The organism is Aquibacillus albus, assembly GCF_016908325.1.
In the GTDB taxonomy this organism is placed as follows: domain Bacteria; phylum Bacillota; class Bacilli; order Bacillales; family Amphibacillaceae; genus Aquibacillus_A; species Aquibacillus_A albus.
Genome location: NZ_JAFBDR010000002.1, coordinates 203673 through 229428, shown reverse-complemented (window position 1 = coordinate 229428; position 25756 = coordinate 203673). Strand labels below are relative to the sequence as shown.

Sequence of the window (25756 nt, the reverse complement as noted above, 5' to 3'; positions counted from 1 at the left end):
ATATCAATTCGTTTTATAATTCTATTTGTAAGCGGTTTACAACTATTTATGTGTTTTAAAATTAAACAACACAAATACATCAAGGGGGATATAATAATGCAGATTAAAGCGACTTTAGACAGAATTCCAGGAGGTATGATGGTAGTTCCATTATTACTTGCTGCAATATTGAACACTTTTGTTCCTGATTTATTACGAATTGGTAACTTTACGCAAGCACTATTTGTTGATGGTGCAGGTACGTTAATCGCACTATTCTTACTATGTACTGGTGCTCAAATTAATGTGAAAAGTGTAGGGGTCAGTCTTGGAAAAGGGGCGACATTATTAGCGACAAAATGGGTTGTTGGTGCTGCTGTCGGACTAATTGCCTATATGTTTGCAGGAGACAATGGATTATGGTTAGGTCTTGCGCCAATTGCGATTATCGCTGCAATGACGAACAGTAACGGTGGTTTGTATGTAGCATTGGTTGGACAATATGGAGACAAAACAGATAGAGCGGCGTATTCATTACTCGCATTAAACGATGGACCGTTCTTTACAATGGTAGCGCTAGCTATTTTTGGCACAATGGGATTTGTTGATGGTATGTTTTCATTCGTATCGTTTATTTCTGTACTATTGCCAATTATTGTTGGTATGGTATTAGGTAACTTAGATGAAGAAATGAGAAAGTTTTTCGATAAAGGAAGCTCGATGTTAATTCCGTTCTTCGCTTTTGCTCTAGGTATGGGGATCGATTTCGCAAGTATCATAGCAGGTGGATTATCAGGTATTATTCTTGGACTATTAACTGTATTTGTTACTGGTACTGCAGGATACTTTGTCTTTAAAGCAATGAAATGGAACCCGATTACAGGTGCAGCGGAAGGTTCTACAGCTGGTAACGCGGTGGCAACACCTGCAGCAATTGCGGCTGCTAGTGCGAGTTTTGCTGCTCATGCGGATCTTGCAACAGTACAAGTTGCAGCATCAACGGTTACAACAGCTATTTTATTACCAATCTATATCGCCTTCTTAGTGAAACGTTTAGAGAAAAAAGGTGTGCGATTACCAGAAGATTATACAATTCAAGATGCAAAGTAAAATTCGATAAAATGAGGGATCAACATGAAAAAACTAATTGGAATCATTGCAGATGATTTAACTGGTGCTAATGATAGTGGTGTTCAGCTTACTGAAAAAGGGATGAATACGTCGGTCTTGTTTGATATTCCTGAACACACGACGAATCTGGATAGTGGACTAGTGATTGATACCAATTCCCGAGCTTTATCGAATCAACAAGCAAAACTGATAACTAAAAAGGCCTCTTTATTTCTTAAAGAGGCTGGTTATCGTTATGTTTATAAAAAAATGGATTCGACGCTAAGAGGTCATATTGGTACAGAACTACAAGCGCTTTATGAGGTATTTTCACCAGAATTTGTTATCATTGCACCTGCATTTCCTGCCTATGGAAGAACAACGATAAATGGTGTTCACTATGTCAATGGTGTGAAACTATCAGATACAGAAGTCTCTAAAGATCCAAAACACCCAGTTACAGAATCCTATATTCCAAGATTGATAGAAAATGAAATAGGTGAATCGGTAGGATTGCTAACAAAAGAAGATCTGACAGAATCTTCCATTCGTGAAAAACTAGAAGCATACAAACAAGAAAATATTCACTATATTGTGTGTGATGCCGAATCGCAAGCTGATTTACAAGAAATGGCACAACACGTGGCAAGGATTTCTGATCGAATTGCTTGGGCTGGTTCAGCTGGCTTAGCAGAAGTTCTTCCGGGGGTCTTAGGGATGGAACAAAAAATCGAAGAACGTTCCTATACGAATTCGGCAAAGGTTATGACGGTTTGTGGAAGTCTTTCACAAGTAACCCAAAGTCAAGTGAAATTTGCAGCAGAACAACAAGATGTCACGGCTGTACAATTGGATCCAACACAAATGTTTACGGAAAATTGGGAAACAATAAAAGCACAATCTATTGAGGGGTGTGTTGATGGCCTTGAAGCAGGCAATGATATTGTTATCTATGTTCCATCAAACGACCAAGTTCGTAAACAAGTGAAACAGCTTGGAACTGATTTGCGTTTGTCCAGCTATGAAATTGGAGAGCGAATTTCTCGCTGTATCGGTGAAATTGTAGCAGGAGTAACCGAAAAAAATGACGTTGTTACTGGCTTAGTTCTAACCGGTGGAGATACGGCTAAGGATACTGCTCGCCAGTTAGGTGGAATTGGTTTCCGGTTGATTAAACAAATCGAGGCAGGTATTCCACTAGGAACGCTAATCGGTACAGTCAAAGAATTTAAAGTAGTTACGAAGGCTGGTGCTTTTGGCAAACAGGAGTCGATTTATCATGCCATGCAAGTATTGAAGGGGGAACAAAAAAATGACTAAGAAACCAATTATTGGAATCACAATGGGAGACGCTGCTGGAGTCGGTCCAGAAGTTATTGTGAAAAGTCTCCAAAATAAAGAGATATATGATCAGGTGCATCCGATTGTAATTGGGGATGCTAAAATGCTAGAACGAGCTGCAGAGATTTTCAATGCTGATATTACGGTGAAAACAGTCGATCGTCATGCAGCATTCACAGCGGAGTTTGGCGAAATTGTTTGTGTTGATTTAGATTTACTTCCAGCAGATCTTCCGTTTGGTCAAGTATCTGGTGAAGCTGGAAATGCAGCATTTCAATATTTGAAAACAGCAATTGAACTTGCAAATGACGCTAAAATTGATGCAATTTGTACCGCTCCATTAAATAAAGAAGCGTTGCACAAAGGGGGACATATTTACCCTGGTCATACAGAAATTTTAGCTGACTTAACGAATACTAAAGACTTCTCGATGATGCTGTCTTCTCCAAAGCTAAAAGTGATTCATGTTACGACACATATAGGACTTATTGATGCTATTAATCAGATTGAGCCTGAACGTGTCTATAAGGTGATTCGCTTAGCACATGATACACTTTCCAAATCAGGAATTAAGCAGCCGAAAATCGGCGTATGTGGTATTAATCCGCATGCAGGAGAAAACGGCTTGTTCGGCAATGGGGAAGAAGAAGAGAAAATCGATCCTGCAATTAAACGCGCAACCGAAGAAGGGATTAATGTAGAAGGTGCCCTTCCAGCTGATACACTTTTCTTCCGTGCGCAACGCGGTGATTTCGATATCGTTGTCGCTATGTATCATGACCAAGGGCATGGTCCAATCAAAGTACTTGGTCTCGAAGCAGGTGTAAACATTACCGTCGGACTACCAATCATCCGAACAAGTGTCGACCACGGCACAGCATTCGATATAGCAGGAAAAGGCATTGTCGATGACGGAAGCATGCTAGAAGCACTTCGCCAAGCAATCGAGCTCGCCCCAAAGAAGTAAGCGTGAAAAGGGGTCTGACCCCCTCCGTGGACATTTGTCCTTGGTGGGAGGACACATTAACCTTGGTTTTTTTATTCTTAAGGGGAGTACTGTCGCCACCCGAAATTTTGTCGATGGGTATGGAGTAGAGGGAATTTTCCCTCTACCTTTCTTTCCCTATATACCTTTTCACATCGTTTGGTTTACAGATGATATTTTCTTAGTACGTAAATTCTTTCTTATATTGTCAAATCCAATGTATAACAGTGCTATGACAATTAAACTTTTTAATATGGTAACATGTGTGAGTATGGCGAAGAATCCACCGAGTAGTCCTCCGGCAAAGGAAGAGATGGTTAGCCAAGGTGCGACTGTTAAGGATAATTTTTTTTGCTTATAATGCATCCAAGTGCCGAGCAAGGTGGTTGGTATAATGACTAATAAGGAAATTCCTTGTGCCATATGTTCCCCTACCCCTAACAAAAGAACGATGCCTGGTACTAGAATGGTTCCTCCCCCGGCTCCAAACAATCCACTAGATAGGCCTGCGAATAGACCTAAAATCACAGAAATCGTTATCGTATATAAATCAGTGTGACTATCCATTGGAGAGATTGGACTAATCGGTAAAGCAAACACAACGGCAAGTGCTAAAAGAAAGAAACCGAACATTAGGCTCAATAGATTTCCTTTTACATAGTTCATTAATTTCGAACCAAACATTACACCTGTTAAACAACCAATCATCACGTAAACACTAAGACCAATGTCTACTTGTCCAGAAGTAAAATAAAAGCCTAAAGCGGAAATTCCCGATGCAAAGGCAACTGGTAATGCTGTTGCATGCGCTTTATGTGGGGAAATTTTGATGACCCCCTTTAGGAAAGGGATGACGAGAAAAGAGCCGCCAATCCCGAGAAGACCTCCAAAAAATCCACCGAATAGACCAATCATACTGATGATACCTCTGTTGTTTTTGTTTGATTTTTTATGATTCTCTGTATCCTGCAATGTTTTCTCCTTTCATTTCTTCCCTTTGATTGGCATTATTCTGGAAGAAATTCAGTAGTAAAGGCTTCTTCGACATCGATATCTTCTGTTAATATCCCAATATCTTTTAATTGACCAGCTAGCTTTTTCCATTTTTGATTACTCATATATCCTACGCCATGTTCAGCGGCATCACTTCCAAACACCAAGTCCATCAACTGTTCGGAGCTATATTTCATTGCATCTAAATTTAAATCGGGATTTTCTTCTAGGATAACTTTATTGATCTCCTCATAGTTTGTTTTATAGTAGTCCCAGCCTTTTAAACTAGCTTCTACATAGTTTTGTACGATTTCAGGGTGTTCTTCAATATAGTCTTCTGTCGTAAACAGTACGTCAGCATACGTTTCATAACCTGAATCATTAACTAGGAGATATTCTGTTTCCACTCCTTGTTTTGATAAATTATACGGCGCGGTAGTAAGATAGGCCTGACTTACAGCTGTTTCGTCTTCGATGAATTGATTAAACTGTCCAGAAAAAGCCATTTCATTAACATCGCCAAGCTCGTAAGCGTCTTTTAGGTATTCCCAATACATGACACCGGGTGCTACAAAAACAGTTCGCCCGTTTAAGTCATTAAAATCCTCGATGTCTTGACCTTCATGATATAAAAGGACTTGTGGATTGACTTGGAATAGCGCTGCAATTGCGACAACAGGAAGACCTTCTTGACGAGCAGCTAACAGTTCATCGCCTGTAGCCATACCGAAGTCTGCCTCGCCGGAAGCTACGATTTGAATTTCAGAGATTTGTGGTCCGCCTGATTCAATCGTCATATCTAACCCTACATCTTCATAATACCCTTCTTCCAATGCTGCATATTGACCTCCGAAATCAGGCTGAGCAAACCAATTGGTTAATTGTTTTACAGAGATTAATTCATCTTCCTGATTCGGGCTTTCTGCATTCGCTTGATTTGGTTCGTCCTGTGAGCAACCAATGATTCCTACCGACAGTAATACCGCACAACCTATAGTTTTAAGAAAATTTCTCATTTTAAAAAATCCTCCCCCTTGTTTGAAGATAAACTAAAGTTAGCATCATTAAATCTACGGGTCAATATAATTCACACATCATGTGAATGTGTGTGGATGAATGACGAACATTGATGAATACGACCAGTTATTACCAACTATTTTTGTCAGAAAAATTAACAAGTTAGAAGGATGGAAATGAATCTTATTTTATAATGAAAAATAGAATAGCTTTTTGCGTGGGAGAGTGGAACGAGCATATGTCTAATCATAGATTTAATCTATTGACGTTGCAGGAGTTAATTGATGTCCTTCATGTTAGTCGCTCAACGATTGATCGATGGCGTAAGCATAAGGGTTTACCTTTTATTAAAATTGGTAAAGAAATTTTCTTTGATAAAGAGAAGGTGGAGGATTGGATTCACAGTCAAGAAACCGTCATCGATACAGAAAAGAACAAAAGCGCTTCCCATGAAACCAAAACGATTAAGATTGGGTATCAAAGTAAAACAGCACATATGTGGAGCCCATTAATTATAAAAAAGCTTGGATTACTGGAAGAAGAATTACAGGATATTAATCCTTCGAGAAAAAATGATGTGGAATGGTGCAACGCTACGAATGGATTGGAATTAGTAGAAGGCATGATTGCAGGAAACATCCATATTGCTTCTTTAGGAGACTATCCAATTATATTGAGTAATCAATTAAGTAAAATCTTTCCGAATTATCATCCTGTTTTATTAGGGTTTGACGGCAAAACTGCTCAAAGCAAAGGGATATCGATTGTGTTACCAAAAGGAGTTGGTTATCAAGAAATTGGAGATTTAACAGGAGGAACGATTTCTACGGTCATGAATTCTAGTGCTGGCTACCGATTAAATCGATTATTAGCCGGTAGAGAACATGCAGATGTTGAGATTGTCCATCAAGACATGAATTTGAGTTTTCAAAGCATCATGGAAAAAGGTGTTGGAGCTAGTGTTATGTGGGAACCTTATGTAAGTCTCTTGCAAACACAAGGTGCAAATTGTATTACCTTTGAAGATGCTGATGATTACTTGACGGGCTTAGTAACTCAAGATCATTGGGCGCAGATGAACGAGGATGTCGTCATCGCTTATATGAAGGCTCATCTTCGTGCCCATCATATTGCACAAAAATATCCTTTGAGAGTAGCTAAAATTGTAAGTAAGTGCACGGATATAGATTTTCAAATTGCAGTAAAAATTATCTCGAATGTAAGGTGGGACGCAGCAGTATATCGTAAAGACTTACAAACATTACAAAATCTATCGCAATACAACTCACGAGGGATTAATTTGAATGGAGAAAACACATTCAAAGATAGGTTTAGAGGTTACTATTTAGGGGAGGCTTCTAAACGGATGAATTTATCTAGATGTGTAGAAAATCCACTAGAGGGTAGCTGGGATACAGAGATTTTGTATTAATTTACAGGTAAGTGCTGATACTTTAAGATTCTTTCAGGCATAGCTGAAAGAATGTCAAACAATGAGTCAAAAAAATTAATTCCGAATTCATTTTAAACAAAAAGCAGAACCTTTTCTCTTTAAGTTAAAGAGGTGGTTCTGCTTTGATTTGTTATAAAAAGTAAATATTTTTTAGAAAAAGTACAACGAAGGAGCTATCTGTGTAAGGCTTGAAATCACCAATTTTTACTTTTTCCTTTTATTATCAAGAAATGCTTGGTAAAGTCTATGGTGTTCTGTGGATGATGGATGAATTTTTTGAATAGGCGCCTGGTCGATTGCTTCATTTACCCGTTGTGAAACTTCACGCATTAATGCTTTTCCATCCCAATCGGTTGGCCACCCGTGCCACAATCGTAATTGACCAGCAACAAACACTGCTTCGATTTGATCTTTATTTCCGTATCGCGTTAGTTCCCAAATAATGTCTCTTGATGGATGGAATTCAGGTACATCGATATCGACAATTAAGAAATCCGCTGCTTTTCCTTTAGCAATTTCCCCTGTAATGTCAGAAAGTGAGATTGCTTCTGCTCCACCTGTCGTAGCATGGTCGAGCCAAGGCCAGCCTCCACCAGTAGAAAAATCCCCCGAACCTAGACCAAATGCGATCCGTTGTGTGGCTTCAGCAGCATCGACTAATCGGAACCCATCACTCCTTGTGCTGTCTGTACCAATTCCAAAGCGGATGCCCATCTCATGCATGAGCATAGCTGGCGCAGTTGCATTGCCTTTCCATTGGGTCGCAACAGGATTATACGCAACCGCAGTATCTGTGTCTTTTAATAAGGATAATTCATGTGAAGTCAACAAAGTGGCGTGAGCAATTAGTGTATGGGAATGTAGTGCATCAATGGAATATAAGTGTTCCAGTGGCCTTAAGCCGCGCTCAACTAAAGAGCGTTCGACAGCAGCTAGGTGTTCATTGACATGGGTTTGAAAGACGACACCTGCTTCCTTACATAAAGATGCTACCGCATATAACATGTCGTCTGAAGCTACTTCTGGAATCGAGATTGCCAGTGATGGATGAATAAGACCATCATCAGGCCAACGGTATAGATGCTTTTCCGCTTGTTTGAGGATGTCAGAGGGTTTTTGCTCTCCGACTTTGTCATTGCAAATCAACCCGAGCACACAACGGATTCCAGCTTCGGAAACAGCTTGTACTAGAGGATCTAACTTTACTTCTGCTCGTGTTCCTGCATCTACCACTGTCGTAAATCCACCGCGAAGTGACTCAAGAGCGGCTAACTTCCCTGCAAGATAGACAAGTTCTTGATCCAGATGACGCTCTAGTGGTACCCAGATGCGTCGAAAGATTTCAGAAGGCTCTCCAAATGCTAGTGCCTTTCCAAACGACTGGGTGAGGTGGTGGTGGGCATCAATGAAACCAGGCATGATGATTTTTCCGGGAAGTTGTATTTGTTTTTTGTCTGGATAGCGGTTGATTAATTCTCTTTCCGGGCCCACATCGGTGAACCGTCCATCTGAGACCAATATCGCATAGTTCTTTATGGCATCTTGTCTAAGTATGACGTATTCGGGAATAAGTAAGAGATTCTGAGTTTGAAAGTCTTCAGGTTTAAGGGTGGAATTGACACTCATAATTTTACCACGCTTCTATTAAATTGATCCGTTATGTAGCTGTTGCTGCTAGATTTCATTACCATTCGCTCCTTTCAGTGACGACCTAAAATGTGCTTTATTTATATTCTAAAAATAGCAATGGGAATGAATATCGTCAATAAAACTAACCCAAATACCACCCAGTGACGAACATTGATGAAAATAACCATTTTATGGAAAGTTGGGTGGGTGTCATCGCTCGTGAAAAAGGGGATTTTTGGGGGGGTTGAAGAATCGGGTTGTGGTACTCTCGTTCTTGAGGGGCCTCTTTGCCTGGAAGATAGAATAGGGGCCCATTTCCTTATGATTTGAAAATCTATAGCAGAAATCATAACCGGTTATCCTCCCTTTGAGTACATTTCCAAACTTTTCAAACATATAAAGTAGGATAGTTTGATATTCTGTTGAATAGTATTAATTAGTAACGAAAATAAAACAGCACTCGGTATAAACCAATGGGAGGAGAGATGGAGCATGCCTTATTTATCGTTGACCACCTGGAGTTTAAATGAAAATCTTGGTCCATTAAGGTGGACGCGTTGGGATTCAGAGCAAGAAAAACAAATGGTCGTAGTAGATGAAAAAGCTGAAAAAATCTCGTTGTTAGATTTACCGAAGCTAGCATATGTAAAGGGATTTAAAGCATTAGAAGTTTGCCATTTTCATTTTCCAAGAACAGATGAAGGCTATTTAACTGCTTTAAAACAGGCATTTGATCGCTCGGGGACTTTGTTTTATAATCTCTTGATCGATTATGGTGATATCAGCAGCAGCGATGAAAAACGTCGCCAGTCTGATGTTGAATTTATCAAAGATTGGATTGATATTGCGTCTCGTGTCGGTGCAGAAAGAGTTCGAGTAATTGCTGGGGAAGCTTCTCCAACTGACAGGGGTGCATTGGTGCGCTCATTAGAAAGTTTAAAAGAATTGATACAATATGGAAAAAAGAAGAAAGTAAGGATTGTAACAGAAAACTTCCAGCCGTTAGCTTCTACAGCAGAGAATTGTTTATTTTTAAAAGAAAATGTTGGAAGGGATTTAGGTTTAGTCACTGATTTTGGTAACTATCAATTAGACAACAAATATAGTCAGTTAGAAATGACAATCCCAGTTTCCGAATCCATTCATGCCAAACCGAGATACAATGAAAATGGTGAGTTGAATGAAGTTGAATTTTGTCGATCTTTAGATCTATTAAAAAAGCATAACTACGAAGGGCCGATCACCCTAGTTGCTGGTGGAACAAAGGACCAATGGGAAGAGATAGAACAGGTGAAGAAAATAGTAAAGAGATATTTGTAATTTGGCGGGGGGCGGGGAAAGATCCTATCCCAATGTGAGTTTTTTTCTTAAGATTTAATTGTAGGAAGGTTGTCCTTCCTGATGGTCAGGAGTATAGGGGGCGACCTTACATCGTCAGCAGAATTTATAAAATTTTTCTGGAAAAATGATGGAATTCAAGTAATTGAATTTTCAGAAATCAAATGATACCATTAAGATGGAAGCGTTTTCTGTTAATCAGGGGGCTGTCCAATGAGGGGCAGCTCTTTCGTGGTGATTCCACTAGTGAGTATGGAAATATGGATTTTAGAACGGTTACAAAAATAAAAAGGATGGTGGCTATTATGAAGATAGATCTTACGGGGAAAAATGCACTAGTTACAGGGGCTGGCAGTGGGATTGGCAGTCAAATAGCTATTGACTTAGCTAAAGCAGGTGCAAATGTTGTTGTGCATTACTATAGTAATGAAAAAGGAGCTCAACATACAGTACATACCATTCGACAACAAAATGTAGAGGCAACTGCCATTAAAGCTGACGTATTAATAAAGGATGAGATAACCGATTTAGTAAATAAGACATCAGACTTTTTTAATGGTCAAATTGATATTTTAATCAATAACGCTGGTGGTCTGGTAAAACGGACACCCATCAAAGAAACAAGTGAAGATTTATGGCATAAGATTATCGATCTGAATTTAACAAGTGCCTTTTTGGTTACACAAGCAGTACTTCCAACAATGAAGCGTGACGGTAACATTATAAATATTACTTCATTGGCAGCCCAAAATGGAGGTGGACAGGGAGCGGTCCCCTATGCAACTTCTAAGGGCGGGCTAATGGCCTTTACAAAAGGACTGGCAAAAGAAGTTGCTCCTATTCGGGTCAATAATATTTCACCGGGACTAATAGGAGAGACTAGTTTCCACGATACGTTCACTCCAGATGCGGACCGTAAAAAAACGGTAGATGCTACACCTCTGAAACGCGAGGGAATCCCCGGCGATGTCAGCGGTGCTGCACTGTATTTAGCATCAGACTTAAGCAGCTTTGTTACCGGCGAAACCATTGAAATCAACGGAGGAACACTAATGAGGTAATAGGGGTCTGACCCCCTAAAAAGACATTTGTCCTTCGTGGGAGGACACACAGCGGGAATTTAAACAGAGGGACGAGGTATTTATAAACTGTACCCTATCCTTTAATTTCGACCTTGGGAATCAGATAAAAAACCAAATCAGGTTTTGTTGGCTCCAGATGAGAAAGTGCTTTCTTTTGAATATCGAGAAGGCTATGTTCATACCAGTGTTACCGTCCTTGATGGTCATGCAATGCTTGTCTTGCAGTTTTAATTTAAGTTAATGGGAATGATATAGGTCATTACTTCGTTAGTAGTGGAGAAATGACCTTTTTTCTTTTTGCCAGATACTAGTCAATTAAAAGATAAAGGAGAGTTGCTTTGTGTTACACACATTGGTTATTGGAGCAGGGACAATGGGAAGTACGCATGCCAATGCTTATTCAAAAATGAAGGATGTTCATTTAGCTGGAATTGTTGGTGTTAACTATTCCAAAGCGAGTCAATTGGCTGAAACTTTGGGAACAAAGGCTTTTCATACATATGAAGAGGCTGTAAAAGAGTTAGATGCGATTGATGCTGTTTCCATTTGTTTACCTACCCCACTTCATAAAGAATACGTGAAGAAGGTAGCGGACAACGGTTCACATGTCATCTGTGAAAAACCACTAGCAAGATCTTTGTCTGATGCAAGAGACATGATTTCCTATTGCAAAGAGAAAGGCGTGAAGTTATTTGCTGGCCACGTGGTTCGATTTTTTCCGGAATATGTGCAAGCCAAGCAGTTAATTGCTGAAAATAAAATAGGGAATCCGGCAGTTGTACGCACGACAAGAGGCGGAGGTTTCCCGAATGCCTCTAATGATTGGTATGCTAACTTTAATAATAGCGGTGGTTTAATTTTAGATATGGTTATTCATGATTTTGATTACTTGAGATGGTGTTTTGGTGAAGTGGATCGTGTCTATGCCAAAAGCAGTAGAGGAAGAGTGTATGTAAAAGTAGAGTATGCTCTCGTGACACTTCGATTCAAGAGTGGCGTTATTGCCCATGTGGAGGGAACGTGGGCACATCAGAATTTTACAACTAAATTCGAGTTTGCTGGAAGAGACGGCATTATCGAATATGATAGTTCAAAAGTCGCCCCAGTGGTAGCCAATACAAACGTCAGCACTTCAGATGGCGGGGTTGCTGTTCCGGAAAGTCCACTAAAAGATAATCCATATTACAAAGAGTTAGAGCATTTTATTCATTGTATTCAAACCGACGAAGAGCCAATTGTAACAGCAGAGGATGCGTATAAAGCGATGGAAATCTCGTTGGCTGCTTTAGAATCGATTGAAAAAGGAAAGCCAGTCGTTATGGATAGCAAAGGAAAGGAGTCAATTCGATGAAAGTAGGAATTATTAGTTTTGCACACGGCCATGCTTACGGATACGCGCAAGCATTAACCCAAATAGAAGGGGTGGAAATCGCTGGGATCGCGGATGATGAAAAAGACCGTGGGCAAAAAGTCGCTGAACAATTCAACACCACTCATTATGTTGATTATCACGAGTTACTAGAACAACCGGTTGAGGCGGTAGTGATTACCTCTGAAAACAGTAACCACTATCAGCATGTCGTTGCAGCAGCCAACAAAGGCAAGCACATTTTATGTGAAAAGCCAATAGCATCTAACCTTGAAGATGCGAAATCGATGATTGCTGTTTGTAAAGAACACAACGTGATTCTTCAAACTGCATTTCCAGTCCGTTTCAATACACCAATAGCCAATGCGAAAAAAGTAATCGAGAGTGGAGAGCTAGGAAATATCATTGCCATGAAAGGCACCAATCGCGGGACAAATCCAGGCGGCTGGTTTGTAGATAAAGCGAAATCAGGTGGCGGTGCAGTGATTGACCATACTGTACACGTCGTTGATATTATGCGCTGGTATACAGGTGCTGAAGTAAAGGAAGTGTATGCAGAAGTCGACAATATGATCTCTGATTATGATATTGATGATTGCGGATTGCTAACGATGGAGTTTGATAATAACATGTTCGCTACCCTAGATTGTAGCTGGTCCCGAAATAAGAATTACCCAACATGGGGTGATGTGACATTGGAAATTATCGGCTCTAATGGGACGTTAGCTGTTGATGCTTTTGCCCAAAAAACAAATGTATACAGTAACGATGGTACACAATGGAATTTCTGGGGTGACAACATGGACCAAGCTTTAGTGGAGGATTTTATTACGACCGTTCGTGAAAAAAAATCTCCTTCCATTACTGGGGAAGATGGTTTGAGAGCTTTGGAAGTTGCGATGGCAGCATACGAGTCATCGGAAAAGAAACAGCCAGTTGCTATTCTAAACTAATGGTCGGGGAGTACGGGAAGGAAGGTGTGAAAAAATGAAGATAGGGATTAGCTCTTACAGTCTATTTTCTGCCTTAAAAACGGGAGAAATGACAATTTTAGATGCGATTCAATGGGTTGCAGACAATGGTGGTGAGCATATTGAGATTGTACCGAATCTTGGATTTCAATTGGAGGATTCTGCTTTAGTGGACGCGATTCGGGAAAGGGCGAAGTTGGCAGGGATTGAAATCTCTAATTATGCAATCGCTTCCAGTTTTATAACAGAAGATGAAGAAGCCTATCAAGAAGAAATTGATCGAGTAAAGCAAGAAGTTGACATAGCTAACCGTCTAGGGGTATATCTCATGCGTCATGATGTTGCGATGAGGCCGATGGAGGAGACATCTATCAAGCAATTCGAAGCAGATTTACCGAAGCTTGTCTATGCCTGTCAGCAAGTTGCTGACTATGCAGCCCAGTATAGTATCACGACAAGTGTAGAAAACCATGGCTACCATGTCCAGGCGAGTGATCGAGTTCAGACGCTCATTCATCAAGCCAATCGTCCTAATTTTAAAACGACATTAGATACAGGGAATTTTTTATGTGTAGATGAACAACCAGTTGCCGCGGTCAAGAAAAATATCGGATTTGCATCCATGGTTCATATCAAAGATTTTTATTATCGACCTGCCGATACAGATCCTGGAGAGGGATGGCTGAACACGACATCTGGTGCTTACTTACGCGGGGCGATTACTGGGCATGGAGATATCAATATAAGAGAAGTATTAAAAGTAATCAAAGACGCGGGCTATGACGGCTACATTTCGATTGAATTTGAAGGGATGGAGGAATGTAAACAAGCGTCCAAAATAAGTATGGATAATGTCCGGCGATATTGGAATGAACTATAAGGAGAGATGATGATGACAATAAAAGTTGGAGTAATCGGTGCTGGTTCGATTTCGTGTAAAAGGGGTCTGACCCCCTAAAAAGACATTTGTCCTTCGTGGGAGGACAGATGGCGTGTGTTAGTTATTTTTCTGTGGAATAAATCGAATGTTTATAATAAAAATACCAAACCGACAGTTATGTCGATTTGGTATTTTTACAAGAATGAAATCATTTAAATTACTTAATTGCTTTAAAGTTTTCTACTTGACTTGTAATTGCTTTCTCGGTAGGTAGGCGTTCGATGCTTGATGCTCCGAAGAATCCTGCGACTCCATTTGTATTCTTTAATACATATTCAGCATCTTCTGGCTCAGAGATAGGTCCTCCATGACAGAGAACAATAATATCAGGGTTAACTGTCTTAGCGGCATCATGAATTTTTTGGACCCGGTCAGTTGCCTCTTCTAATGATAAAGCTGTACTTGCTCCAATGCTTCCTTTCGTTGTTAATCCCATGTGTGCAACGAGTACATCTGCACCTGCTTCAGCCATTTTTACCGCGTCTTCTTCGTTAAATACATAAGGAGTTGTTAATAAATCCATTTCGTGAGCCTTGCGAATCATTTCTACTTCTAAATCATATCCCATACCTGTCTCTTCAAGGTTTTGGCGGAATGTACCATCACAAAGACCAACAGTAGGAAAGTTTTGCACCCCTGCAAATCCTTGTCGTTTTAAATCATCTAAAAATACGTCCATCGAACGAAACGGATCGGTACCACAAACACCAGCTAGAACAGGAGTATTTTTTACAATTGGCAGTACTTCACTTCCCATTTCTACTACAATTTGGTTAGCGTCACCATATGGCATGAGTCCTGCTAAAGATCCTCTTCCTGCCATTCTGTATCTTCCAGAGTTATAGATGATGATTAAATCAATGCCGCCGGCTTCTGCGCATTTTGCAGAAATACCGGTACCAGCCCCACCGCCAATAATTGCTTTGTTCTCTTTTATTTGATTATTTAAATTATTTAGTATTTGTTTTCGACTTAGAGCCAATGGTTAAACCTCCTTTACATTGGTTGTTTTCATTAATTCGTGGATTGTCTCTGCCATCTTGTTTGCAATAACGGAATCATTAATGTCTTCCTCTAATTCTATGAATGGAATATCTGTACGAATTGTTTCTTTCATTCCTAATAACAATGCCTCTCTCTGTTCAGGGCCATCAAAATCATTCCCATCTTTATCTAGCATAGAAACGCCGCCTTTAGGAAATACAACGACAACAGGAGAAGTGGACTTACTTAACTTTTCACCTATTTGTCTTCCTAGTTCTTTGTTTTCTTGGACTGTCGTTCGCATTAAAGTAGTAGTTGGATTATGTTGATAGAATTGACGGTCAGTGAATTGATCAGGAACTGTTTCTGGCGGTCCAAAGTTAACCATATCTAATGCTCCTACGGAAACTACTTGAGGAACGCCGCATTCACCAGCTGCTAAAAGTCGATTTGGTCCTGCGCTAAAAACGCCGCCTACTAATTCATCAGCTAATTCTGTAGTCGTAGCATCCACAACACCTTTGATGAAACCAGCCCGAATTAGTTCTTCCATTGCCATTCCGCCTGATCCGGTTGCGTGAAAAACTAACACATCGTAACCTAAATCCTCCAATTTATTTCTGACTTGCGTACAGCATGGAGTGGTCACACCAAACATCGTCATTCCAATCATCGGCTTATCACTATTGACAACGCTTCCATTTTTGTTCGCTTGAACCATTCCTACCAGGGAGTAAGCAGCATTACTTAATATTTTACTAGACAACGTATTGATTCCAGCAATGTCAATCACCGAATACATCATCATAATGTCTTTAACGCCTACATATGGTCTGGTGTTTCCAGAAGCGACGGTAGAAACTAGAATCTTAGGGATTCCGACGTTGATTGCTTGCATGGCAGAGGAAGCAACTGTAGTACCAGCTGTTCCACCCATACCAAATGCTCCAGCAACCTCTTCCTGATCAATTAGTTGTTCCATTATCACTTTTGCGCCTTTTGTCATTACTGCAACCGCTTTCCCTCGATCGTTTGCTTTAACTAGTGTATTTAAGTCACTTCCACCAGCACGAGCGACAGCGTCAGATGATATCTCAGGTGTATATAGTGGTTCATCCAATACGCCAGTGTTCACAGTAATTGTATCAATATTTTGGTTCTCTAGAATGTTTTTTACAAATAGATATTCTTCTCCCTTTGTATCTAACGCACCAACTAATACAACTTTTCCTGCCATCCTTTTTCTCCTCTCTCAACGGTATTGATATTATTCACCAACTGTTTGTCTGTCTGGAGATGAGTACATAATTAACATGCGACAAGGTTCCCAACTTGTAACTTTAGCATCGTGCCAAACATTTCGAGGGATTCGTAACATCATACCAGGTTTTAAATGATGAACTTCATCACCAAGTGAATGATCACATTCTCCTGATAATACGAAAATAATTTCTTCACAATTAGGGTGCATATGTTTTGGATTAGATTTGCCAGCGTCGATATAAACCATTCCGAATGTCATTTCGCAGTCAGGATCAATTTGCTGGCCACACAGCCATTGGATTTTCCCCCAATCCATATCAAGGATGTGTTTTTCTTTGTTCAAATCTGTAATAGTAGCCATAATAGCCTCCTCTTAAAGTTTATTATTAGGAACATGTGTTTATTATAATTCAACTTAGTTGAATAAACAAGAGGTAATTTTCAGATTAATCAGAACTAAAAATCGCCATATACTTTACTTCATCTGAAATGGGGGTTAACGTATGTTCTTCTAACGATGTAAAGTATATAGAATCCCCTGGTCCTAGCGTGTATTCCATTTCTCCTACTTTGTATTTCATTACACCCTCTAATACAAAAACGAATTCTTCACCTTTATGTGATAACGCATGGTTATACACCTCGTTTTTCTTTGCGACGAAATAATAGGGTTGCATTATTTTATCCTGTCTTGCTGCTGCAAAAGCATAAAAAGAATAACCTTTATCTGTTTTGATTAGTTTGTCACTATTTTTATAGGTGGATGCTTGTGTGTAGATGGTGCCTATTTCCTTATTTTCTTCTAAAAGATCCGATACGGTTACTCCTAGAGCTTCCGCTATCTTCATAAGGGTAGCGATTGGTGGTGTAGTTACTCCGTTTTCAATCTTTGATAAGAGGCTTTTGCTGAATCCGCATGTAGCAGCGACCTCGTCGAGTGTTCTGTTTTGTTGTTTTCGTATATATCTTATTTGCCTTCCTAATTTAGGTCCTAAATCCATTGTGTTTAATTCCCTTCTACTATTTTCGTTTCATGTTTAATGTGAAGATACATTGTTATGGATAAAATACCATATTACTAAAAATTCTAAAACTTAAACACTATTATACTATGTATTTTTAAGGTTAGAAATACAAAAAAAGTTTATTTAAATTAAAAAAATGGGTTGTTTATTCAACTTAGTTGAATTATAATTGACTCATCAATTGAAAGGAAAGGGCAAAAATTAATTAATCGTTTTGTATCCGCTTACAACTAGTGATTCTTACATAATGCCTTTTCTTTTCTCAAAAATACAAAGGGGGAATAATATGAAGTTTGCATTTTCACGACCAACGGCTTCTGAAAAGGAACGTGACGAACTTTTCGGTCATTATCAATCGATTGGGTATGATGGTCTGCAATTAAAACACACCCAATATGCACCTTTTATTAGTGAATCAGAGAAGTTTAATGAGTTGTGGGAAAATCACCAAGGTGTTGCGTCGGGACTAATTTTTGGTGGTAAGTTAGATGATCAAAATCAACAGGACTTAAGAGACCTATTAAAATTTGCTCAGCGGGTTGGGACAGAACGAATTGTGTTTTGTCATGGCATACCGAGAAATCAAGTCACACATGAAGATATAAAAAACTATGCAAAAGTTTTATCCGAGTTAGGGCAAGAGGCTAACGAGCAATATGGTGTAGTTTTATCCCTTCATCACCATTATAACCAACCAGTCATGCATCGAGATGATTTCGATATATTCTTTGAAAATGTAGATGAATCAGTGAAGTTAACGATCGATACAGCACATTTATATAAATCAGGTATCACCGACATTGCAGAGGTAATAAGTAGTTTTAAAGACAGGGTTGATAATTTCCATATGAAAGATTTTGCAGGAGGAGATTGGAAAGTACTCGGCCATGGTGAAATCAATTTCCGTCCAATATTTCAGGCGATTAATGAAATTGGATATGATGGATGGATTTCAGCAGATGAAGAAAGTGGCGGAACCATAATAGGTGGTATGGAAGAATGCTTGAATCACATGAAAAAGGGATTAAATAAGCTGCCATTATAAAAATTAGGAAAAATATATATTTAGTTTTCTTAATTTTCTTAAAATAAAAATGTAAAAGGTGGGGTATTTTTGTCAACAGAAAAAGTTTATCGAGTTGGTATTGTTGGAGCTGGTAATGTCACAAGAATGCATTTGGATGGGTTGAAAAAACACAAGGGTGAGGTAGAGGTAGTTGCAATTTGTGATCCAAACTTAGAAGTTCTCAATGAAAGAGCGAATGCTTATGAAATTGACCATCGATTTACTAGTTTAAATGATTTCATTGCGGATGCGAACGTAGATGTTGCGGTTGTATGTACACCTTCAACGATTAGAAAAGAAGTTTTATTCCCTTTGATTGAAGCAGGTATTCCGATCTTTTGTGAAAAGCCTTTTTGTGAAACGCTTCAAGAGGCACAGGAGATTACAGATTATGCCAAAAAGCACGGGGTTCCGGTTAGCATCGATCAAAATTTTAGAACCCATTATTGCTTTGATTTTGTGAAAAACCTCATTTTAGACAACAAGATTGGTGCTGTTTCATCCGTTAGATTTCATGACTATTTTTTTCGTCAAGACCAAGGTTGGCGAACAGAGCGCGCAAGAAATTCTATGTCGGTAATGGGTATTCACTGGTTTGATGGCTTTAGATGGATTTTAGGAAGTGAAGCAAAGAGTTTAGTGTGTCAAACCTATTCTTCTCCAGCTGTAAATTGTGTTGGTGATACAGACTCTACTGTACAAATATTGTTCCAGAATGATGTAGCGGTCACTTATACTCAAAGCTTATCTTCTGCATACAAAACTAATGAGCTAGTAGTTGTCGGTGAAAACGGTACATTAGTTGGGGGTTATAACGATGTGTCACTCTATCAAAAAGATTCAAAAGACCCCGTGGAAACATGGGAATTCCCAACAGGAGGACAAAAGCTTAAACCGGAATCAGCTTTTGAAGGATTGAGACAATTGCTTGATTCATTAGAAACAAATGTAAGCGCTCCAAATAGTTCAGAAGATAACCTGAAAACTATCTCGTTGCTAGAAGCTGCTTATCTATCAGACAAAGAACAACGGATTGTTTACTTCAATGAAGATGGAACATTAAAAAGTAGTGAATACCTAGAAGTTAATTAATAGCCTGATCGTTGGAGTGTGTTTATGTGAAGCATAGCTATGCTTCCTCACTCATTGTAAAGAAATCCCGCTAAGAAAGTGAATGAGGAAGCAGTAGCTAATTATATTATACAAATTTTGGGAGTATTTAGAAAGGGAGAAGTTTTATTTGGGGATCCAGTCTAGCTTGATGCTTTAACTACTAATTACGAGGGGTGTATGTATGAAAAAATTAGTGTCATTGTTAATGCTTGTCATGTTCCTGTTATTAGCAGCTTGTTCAGATGGTGATTCAACAACTTCATCTTCAGACGATAGTGGTTCAAATGATAGTGGGGGAAGTACGAGTGAGTCAACGGATAGTGGCGGATCAGAGCCAACAAAGCTAACAGTTTGGTCTTTCGTACAGTCCTATTCCGATTACTATAAGTATTCAGCAGAGCAATGGAACAAAGAACATCCAGATAGACAAATAGAATTACAGGCAGAATTACTTCCTTTTAGTGATATGTGGAAGAAATTAACGTTATCTATACAATCTGGTAAAGGAGCTCCTGATATTGTTGATATTGAAATTAATAAGTTTCCCAATTATTTACAAGGCGATATTCCATTAGTCCCACTAAATGACATCATCAACCCAGAAGATTACATTGAAGCTAGATTAAACATCTATGCAAAAGATGGTAACTATTATGGAGCTCCTAATAACTTGGCTTCTACGGTAATGTTCTACAATATGGATATTATGAATGCTGCTGGAGTAGATCCAAAAGATATTGTTACTTGGGATGATTTTTTAGAAGCCGGTTTAAAAGTTAAAGAGACAACAGGAAAACCAATGTTTACAGTTCCAACTTCTGATTCTAAACTTTTCCAGGCGATTGCATTACAACGAGGCGCAGATTTTTTTGACAAAGATGGTAATATCACGATAGCGAATCAAACAAATATTGATGCACTTCAATTTTTACATGACGCGGTGTATAAGCATGAAATAGCTATCCCAGCGCCAGGAGGTAGCCCTACAGAAGAATCTTATTTTGGTTTTAATAACAACGATGGTGTCGCTGCCAATTTAATGCCTATTTGGTATATGGATAGATATATTAACTACATGCCTGATCAAAAAGATAAGGTTCTAATTGCTCCAATGCCAGTATGTTCGGATGCAGAATGCTATGATTCTGTAGGTCTTGGTGGAACTGGTTCAGCAATTATCAAACAAAGTGAGCATGTCGAACTAGCGAAAGAGTTTCTTCAATATACGAAAACGACGAAGGAAAGTATTTTAGGACTTTATACACACATGGGTAAAGTACCGCCAATGCACGTGTACGATAATGAGATATTTACAAAGCCAACAGAAACTACAGAATTCTTTCTAAATGAAAATGTGTTTGATGTAGTAGATCAAGTTACAAAAGAGGTAATAGCACCTAATGTTAATCAAGATTTTCCTAAAGCTGTAACGGCAATAACGGATGCGTTATTTAGTGTTATACAAAATAATAACATGACCCCTGAAGAGGCGCTAAAAAGAGCTGAAGAAGATGTAAGAAATCAATCATCAAATAATTAATAAAAGGAGAGAATAGGGTGGTTCTCTCTCCTATTCTCTTCATTAAACTTTGTAAAGGGGGTAACACTATGGAACCACAAGAAACATCAACAATTAAGGTCTCGGCAAAAAAAAGAAAATCTACTGAAAATCCAATCAAAAAACTTATATTTTCCCAGAAATTAGCACCATATTTCTTTTTAACACCTTTCTTTCTCGTTTTATTGATTTTCTTTTTATATCCAATTATTGAACTCTTCAGAATGAGTTTTCAACATATTTTAATTGGTCAGACAGAATGGGTCGGTTTTGCCAATTACAAGCAAATGATGAATCATCACTTTTTTACTGCTGTAAAGAATACGTTTATTTACACATTTTGGATCATAGCAATACTGATTCCTGTACCTATGGCATTAGCAACATTATTAAATTCAAAGTACCTGCCATTTAAGAACTTTTTTAGAAGTGCCTTATTCATGCCTGCTCTTGTTTCGGTAATTGTTGGAGGTATTTTTTTCAGTTTGATGTTTGGGGACACTGAAAAGGATTTTATTAACAGTTTATTAGTACAAATAGGTATGGAGCCTCAGCAATGGAAGTTAGGAGCAGCAACTGGAATGTTTCTCATGGTATCATTGAATTGTTGGCGGATGATGGGTATTAATGTTATTTACTTCTTGGCAGGCTTGCAAAGTATACCTAACTCTCTATATGAGGCTGCTGAGATTGATGGAGCGAATACGATACAAAAGTTTTTTAGGATAACGGTTCCAATGCTAAAACCGGTAACTTTGTTTGTACTTATTATCAGTATCTTCGGAGGGCTCAGAATGTTTGAGGAATCCTATGTTTTTTGGAAAAATGGTTCTCCAAATGATATCGGACTTACCATTGTTGGTTACGTGTATCAACAGTCCTTTGACTATAACGCTATGGGATTAGGGGCAGCGGTTAGTGTGATTTTACTTTTATTAGCACTAGTCATAGGATTGTTCCAACTCAAGCATTTCGGCGCTTTTAAGGAGGATTAAAAATGGGACAAAAATTAACGTCTATAATCAATAAAACATTATTAATTCTATTTTTTACTTTTGCAAGTTTTATTGTGCTTTTCCCTTTTTATGTTATGCTTATTTCTGGATTTAAGCCTGCAACAGAAATATTTAGTAATGGTTTAAATGTAAGTATGGCCCTAGACACATTAACGCTTGAAAATTATATACACTTATTTACTGACGGGAAAGAATATTTCCGTTGGTATTCAAATAGCATCCTTATTACAGTTATCACTACGATAGGTTCCGTTATTCTATCATCCTTTGCTGGGTATGCATTAGCTATTTATAGATTTAAAGGTAGAAATTTAATTTTTGGATTGGTCATATTCTTGCTGTTAGTTCCTGTTGACATTTTAATGCTTCCCCTATATAGGGTTATGATTTTTCTTGGTTTAGTAGATACGTATGCGGGGGTCATTTTGCCTTTTATCGTGACACCATTTGTCATATTCTTTTTTAGGCAGTATGCAATAGGATTACCAAAGGAAATTATCGAATCAGCTCGAATCGACGGTTGTACAGAATTTGGTTGTTATGTGAGAATAATGGCTCCTATGATGTTACCAGCTTTTGGTGCAATGAGTATTATTCAAGCAATGAATAGTTGGAATAACTTTTTATGGCCGCTAATTGTGCTTAGAAGTAACGAAAGCATGACATTACCAATTGGACTCGCATCATTAATTTCTCCGTATGGTAATAACTATGGAATGCTATTAACAGGCTCTACTTTGACTGTTGTTCCGATTCTTATTGTATTCCTTTTCTTCCAACGTTACTTTGTAGCTGGGATAACAATGGGAGGAGTAAAAGGTTAATTTCTTATAAACGACTGCTGCATTTTAATATGGTGTTCATCTTATCCCCTTAATTTAAAATAGATGAATAGGAGCCCGAATCACTTTGATTTGGGCATTTCTATTGCTCGGGGTTTTATTTTTATTAATATAAAAACACCAATCAACAAACAATAATATTTGAAAAAATCACGCATCCCCCCCCACATGTCCACCCCAGAAAGACAAAACACCCCATTTGTCCACAAGCGGGGTCAGACCCCTTTAAGGTAAATTCACTGTCAGAAATTCTTACGTAATAGTTGGATTGAACGGTTTTAAATATGAGAATTATAGATGTTAATTGAAACATGTATTTTCGTTCGAATATATTGTAGTTAGTAAAATTTTGGTAGTTAGTAGGGAGCGTATTCATTGATCTGGATCATACTTATATTTGTAGGTTTTTTGGGAGGGACAGTAGGGAGCCTTGCCGGATTAGGTGGGGGCATCATTATTGTTCCATCCCTTATTTTTTTAGGGGGCACTAGCCTATTACCTGAATTAGCCCCGCAAATAGTTGTTGGGATTTCTATTGTCCTGTTAACTGTTACGGGTCTCTCCTCCACGATAGCTTATATCAAGCAAAAGAAAGTAGATTATCGTAGTGGTTTTATTTTCTTTATTGGTAGTGGTCCTGGAGCGGTCTTGGGAGCCATCTTAAATAAAAATATTGAAATGGAACTATTTTCCATATTTTTTGGTGTTTTGATGATTGTTATTTCACTGACGATGTTTGTCACAAAATATTTGAAACCACTTGAACCCAAAAAGGGGGTTAAGCGGTCCTATCTAGATGAGGCAGGAAGAGAATATGTTTATCAATTTAATCCGATTTTGGCAGTTGTGATTTGTTTCTTTATTGGGATGCTGTCTGGGTTATTTGGGATTGGCGGTGGTTCCTTAATGGTGCCAGCCATGCTATTACTATTTCGCTTTCCAGTTCCTGTTGCTGTTGCAACGTCAATGTTTATGATTTTTCTTTCATCGATTACAGGGGCATTAAGTCATATTCAACTAGGAAATGTTGATTGGCTATATACATTGGCTCTTGTACCAGGTGCGTGGTTCGGAGGGAAATTTGGCTCGTATTTAAATAGTAAATTAAATGATAACGTAATTGTTTTGATTTTTAGGTTTTTCTTAATCATTGTTGGTATTCGACTAATTCTATCATCGATGTAAGAATTCGATATACAAGGCAAGAAAATTAATAAATCGAAAACACCGACACTAGGGGGTAAAAGGATGCATATTAATGAAGAACGTTTATGGAATCGTATTAATGAACTAGGCGAAATAGGGAGGAGTGAAAACGGAGGACTGAATAGATTTTCATTCACTGATGAAGAACGGCAAGCAAAGGAATTAATAAAGAAATATATGGCTGAAGCTGGTTTGTCTGTTAGGGAGGATGAAATAGGGAATGTCTTCGGTAAAATGGATGGCAAAAATCCTAATGGAAAGACTGTCTTAATCGGCTCGCATATTGACACGGTGTTAAACGGTGGGAAGTTTGATGGAGCAGTTGGGGTTCTTTCCGGAATAGAAGTACTGCAGACATTGAATGAAAAAGGAATAACTACGGAAAATCCACTTGAGGTAGTTGCCTTTACCGATGAAGAGGGTGCGCGTTTTTCTACAGGATTGCTAGGTAGTGAAGCATATATAGGAGATTTAACGTACAATGACCTGGCTGATAATACTGATAATAACGGGATTTCTATTGCAGAAGCAATGATCAATCAAGGATACGACCCTACTAATTTAGCTAGCGTCAAAGCAGATGCAAATTCGATAAAATGCTATCTAGAAGTACATATTGAACAAGGAAAGGTATTAGAATCTAAAAATGTACCAGTTGGTCTAGTTACAGGAATTGCTGGTTTACGATGGCTAAAAATTAAAATAAATGGGGAAGCAGGACATGCTGGAACAACGCCTATGGCTTTAAGAAAAGATCCTCTAGCTGCTGCAGTGGAAATCATTCACAGAGTAGAACAATTAGCAAAGGAACAAGAACAAACGGTTATGACAGTTGGGCAATTCATTGTAAATCCAGGAGGAATAAACGTTATTCCTAGTAATGTTGAATTTACAATCGATATTCGTGATCTTTCTGAAGCGCTACTTGATCAGTTAGTTACCCAAATTAATAATATGACCCATAATATTTGTGCAAAAAGAGAAGTTACGTTAGAAGTAGAGAATCTACATAGCGTATCTGGTGTGGACTGCTCTGCTGAGGTTTATCAATCTATTCAAACTACGATTGAAGATAAAGGGATAGAAGTGGTTAAGCTGCCAAGTGGTGCTATTCATGATGCAATGGTAATAGGGAAAATAACAGATATCGGGATGATATTTTTGCGTACAAAGGATGGGATTAGTCATACGTCTGAAGAATGGTGTGAGAAAGAAGATGTATCAATGGGAGCGCAGGTACTTTTGGGATCAGTGATAAAATTAGCAGCCAATTCGTTTGTACAGCATGGATAATGTTTGGGGTGCTTATACGATTACACACATCAGTTTAGGAAAAATATGCAGAACAATTGTTAAAAAATATAACAATGATTGCGGTTGTATAGGTTATTGTTAGGATTTTTGAAAAAGTTTTTCGAATTAAATATGGGCATATCGAACGAAATAAGCTTTTGTTTGTTAGGTTGTTTCACACTT

The 25756-nt window shown here is 38.5% G+C and carries 23 protein-coding genes; 16 read left to right on the top strand and 7 right to left on the bottom strand.

Going from position 1 to position 25756, the window contains the following annotated elements:
- Positions 1–96: 96 nt before the first annotated feature.
- The 3 genes from JOC48_RS03055 to pdxA are packed head-to-tail and all read left to right on the top strand — an operon-like array spanning position 97 to position 3397.
- Positions 97–1089 (top strand): 2-keto-3-deoxygluconate permease, encoded by a 993-nt coding sequence (locus tag JOC48_RS03055; protein WP_204497573.1) that lies wholly within the window; start codon positions 97–99, stop codon positions 1087–1089.
- Positions 1090–1113: 24 nt separating this feature from the next.
- Positions 1114–2409 carry a four-carbon acid sugar kinase family protein gene (locus tag JOC48_RS03050; RefSeq protein ID WP_204497572.1) on the top strand — a complete coding sequence of 432 codons (1296 nt, stop codon included), beginning with the start codon at positions 1114–1116 and terminating at the stop codon, positions 2407–2409.
- Entirely contained in the window at positions 2402–3397 is a 996-nt protein-coding gene (gene pdxA / locus JOC48_RS03045; RefSeq protein WP_204497571.1) for a 4-hydroxythreonine-4-phosphate dehydrogenase PdxA, read from the top strand. The genes JOC48_RS03050 and pdxA overlap by 8 nt, the downstream gene beginning before the upstream one ends.
- Before the next feature lie 168 nt (positions 3398–3565).
- On the opposite strand, the gene JOC48_RS03040 is transcribed toward pdxA, so the two are convergent.
- Both JOC48_RS03040 and JOC48_RS03035 read right to left on the bottom strand, forming a co-directional pair.
- The gene (locus JOC48_RS03040; RefSeq protein ID WP_204497570.1) at positions 3566–4387 is read right to left on the bottom strand and encodes a sulfite exporter TauE/SafE family protein; all 822 of its coding nucleotides are present in this window, start codon (positions 4385–4387) and stop codon (positions 3566–3568) included.
- Between the two features lie 35 nt (positions 4388–4422).
- Positions 4423–5424: an ABC transporter substrate-binding protein gene (locus JOC48_RS03035; RefSeq protein ID WP_204497569.1), complete on the bottom strand. Its 1002-nt coding sequence runs from the start codon at positions 5422–5424 to the stop codon at positions 4423–4425.
- A 239-nt stretch (positions 5425–5663) separates the two neighbouring features.
- On the opposite strand from JOC48_RS03035, the gene JOC48_RS03030 reads away from it, so the two are divergent.
- On the top strand, positions 5664–6857 hold the full coding sequence (locus JOC48_RS03030) for a helix-turn-helix domain-containing protein (RefSeq protein ID WP_204497568.1): 1194 nt from the start codon (positions 5664–5666) through the stop codon (positions 6855–6857).
- 225 nt (positions 6858–7082) lie between these two features.
- On the opposite strand, the gene JOC48_RS03025 is transcribed toward JOC48_RS03030, so the two are convergent.
- Positions 7083–8396, bottom strand: coding sequence for an amidohydrolase family protein (locus JOC48_RS03025; RefSeq protein ID WP_204497567.1), 1314 nt, complete (start codon positions 8394–8396; stop codon positions 7083–7085).
- Between the two features lie 603 nt (positions 8397–8999).
- Here JOC48_RS03025 and JOC48_RS03020 point away from each other — a divergent pair.
- The 5 genes from JOC48_RS03020 to JOC48_RS03000 all read left to right on the top strand — a co-directional run bounded on the left by JOC48_RS03020 (position 9000) and on the right by JOC48_RS03000 (position 14147).
- Positions 9000–9827 carry a sugar phosphate isomerase/epimerase family protein gene (locus JOC48_RS03020; protein WP_204497566.1) on the top strand — a complete coding sequence of 276 codons (828 nt, stop codon included), beginning with the start codon at positions 9000–9002 and terminating at the stop codon, positions 9825–9827.
- 182 nt (positions 9828–10009) lie between these two features.
- Positions 10010–10906 carry an SDR family NAD(P)-dependent oxidoreductase gene (locus JOC48_RS03015; RefSeq protein ID WP_338024221.1) on the top strand — a complete coding sequence of 299 codons (897 nt, stop codon included), beginning with the start codon at positions 10010–10012 and terminating at the stop codon, positions 10904–10906.
- 361 nt (positions 10907–11267) lie between these two features.
- Complete coding sequence (locus JOC48_RS03010; protein WP_204497565.1) at positions 11268–12278, top strand: Gfo/Idh/MocA family oxidoreductase; 1011 nt, start codon at positions 11268–11270, stop codon at positions 12276–12278.
- The gene (locus JOC48_RS03005; protein WP_204497564.1) at positions 12275–13249 is read left to right on the top strand and encodes a Gfo/Idh/MocA family protein; all 975 of its coding nucleotides are present in this window, start codon (positions 12275–12277) and stop codon (positions 13247–13249) included. Before JOC48_RS03010 ends, JOC48_RS03005 begins: the two co-directional genes overlap by 4 nt.
- A 34-nt stretch (positions 13250–13283) precedes the next feature.
- On the top strand, positions 13284–14147 hold the full coding sequence (locus JOC48_RS03000; protein ID WP_204497563.1) for a sugar phosphate isomerase/epimerase family protein: 864 nt from the start codon (positions 13284–13286) through the stop codon (positions 14145–14147).
- A 217-nt stretch (positions 14148–14364) separates the two neighbouring features.
- Here the strand turns inward: JOC48_RS03000 and JOC48_RS02995 are convergent, their stop codons facing one another.
- From JOC48_RS02995 to JOC48_RS02980, 4 genes are all read right to left on the bottom strand, one after another.
- Positions 14365–15189 carry a phosphoenolpyruvate hydrolase family protein gene (locus JOC48_RS02995; protein WP_204497562.1) on the bottom strand — a complete coding sequence of 275 codons (825 nt, stop codon included), beginning with the start codon at positions 15187–15189 and terminating at the stop codon, positions 14365–14367.
- A 3-nt stretch (positions 15190–15192) separates the two neighbouring features.
- Positions 15193–16428: a Tm-1-like ATP-binding domain-containing protein gene (locus JOC48_RS02990; RefSeq protein WP_204497561.1), complete on the bottom strand. Its 1236-nt coding sequence runs from the start codon at positions 16426–16428 to the stop codon at positions 15193–15195.
- Positions 16429–16458: 30 nt separating this feature from the next.
- Positions 16459–16815 (bottom strand): cupin domain-containing protein, encoded by a 357-nt coding sequence (locus JOC48_RS02985; RefSeq protein WP_204497560.1) that lies wholly within the window; start codon positions 16813–16815, stop codon positions 16459–16461.
- A gap of 85 nt (positions 16816–16900) precedes the next feature.
- Positions 16901–17455 (bottom strand): helix-turn-helix domain-containing protein, encoded by a 555-nt coding sequence (locus JOC48_RS02980; RefSeq protein ID WP_204497559.1) that lies wholly within the window; start codon positions 17453–17455, stop codon positions 16901–16903.
- A 310-nt stretch (positions 17456–17765) separates the two neighbouring features.
- Here JOC48_RS02980 and JOC48_RS02975 point away from each other — a divergent pair, with 310 nt between their 5' ends.
- The 7 genes from JOC48_RS02975 (at position 17766) to JOC48_RS02945 (ending at position 25573) form a co-directional block, all read left to right on the top strand.
- Positions 17766–18524, top strand: coding sequence for a sugar phosphate isomerase/epimerase family protein (locus tag JOC48_RS02975; protein ID WP_204497558.1), 759 nt, complete (start codon positions 17766–17768; stop codon positions 18522–18524).
- 69 nt (positions 18525–18593) lie between these two features.
- Positions 18594–19637, top strand: coding sequence for a Gfo/Idh/MocA family protein (locus JOC48_RS02970; protein WP_239584152.1), 1044 nt, complete (start codon positions 18594–18596; stop codon positions 19635–19637).
- Positions 19638–19839: 202 nt separating this feature from the next.
- Entirely contained in the window at positions 19840–21198 is a 1359-nt protein-coding gene (locus JOC48_RS02965; protein WP_204497557.1) for an ABC transporter substrate-binding protein, read from the top strand.
- Between the two features lie 68 nt (positions 21199–21266).
- A complete protein-coding gene (locus tag JOC48_RS02960; protein ID WP_204497556.1) occupies positions 21267–22211 on the top strand; it encodes a carbohydrate ABC transporter permease in 945 nt (314 codons plus the stop codon).
- 2 nt (positions 22212–22213) lie between these two features.
- Complete coding sequence (locus JOC48_RS02955; RefSeq protein WP_204497555.1) at positions 22214–23056, top strand: carbohydrate ABC transporter permease; 843 nt, start codon at positions 22214–22216, stop codon at positions 23054–23056.
- 393 nt (positions 23057–23449) lie between these two features.
- Positions 23450–24259, top strand: a complete 810-nt coding sequence (locus JOC48_RS02950; protein ID WP_204497554.1) for a sulfite exporter TauE/SafE family protein — start codon at positions 23450–23452, stop codon at positions 24257–24259.
- Between the two features lie 63 nt (positions 24260–24322).
- Positions 24323–25573 (top strand): Zn-dependent hydrolase, encoded by a 1251-nt coding sequence (locus JOC48_RS02945; protein WP_204497553.1) that lies wholly within the window; start codon positions 24323–24325, stop codon positions 25571–25573.
- Positions 25574–25756: the final 183 nt, after the last annotated feature.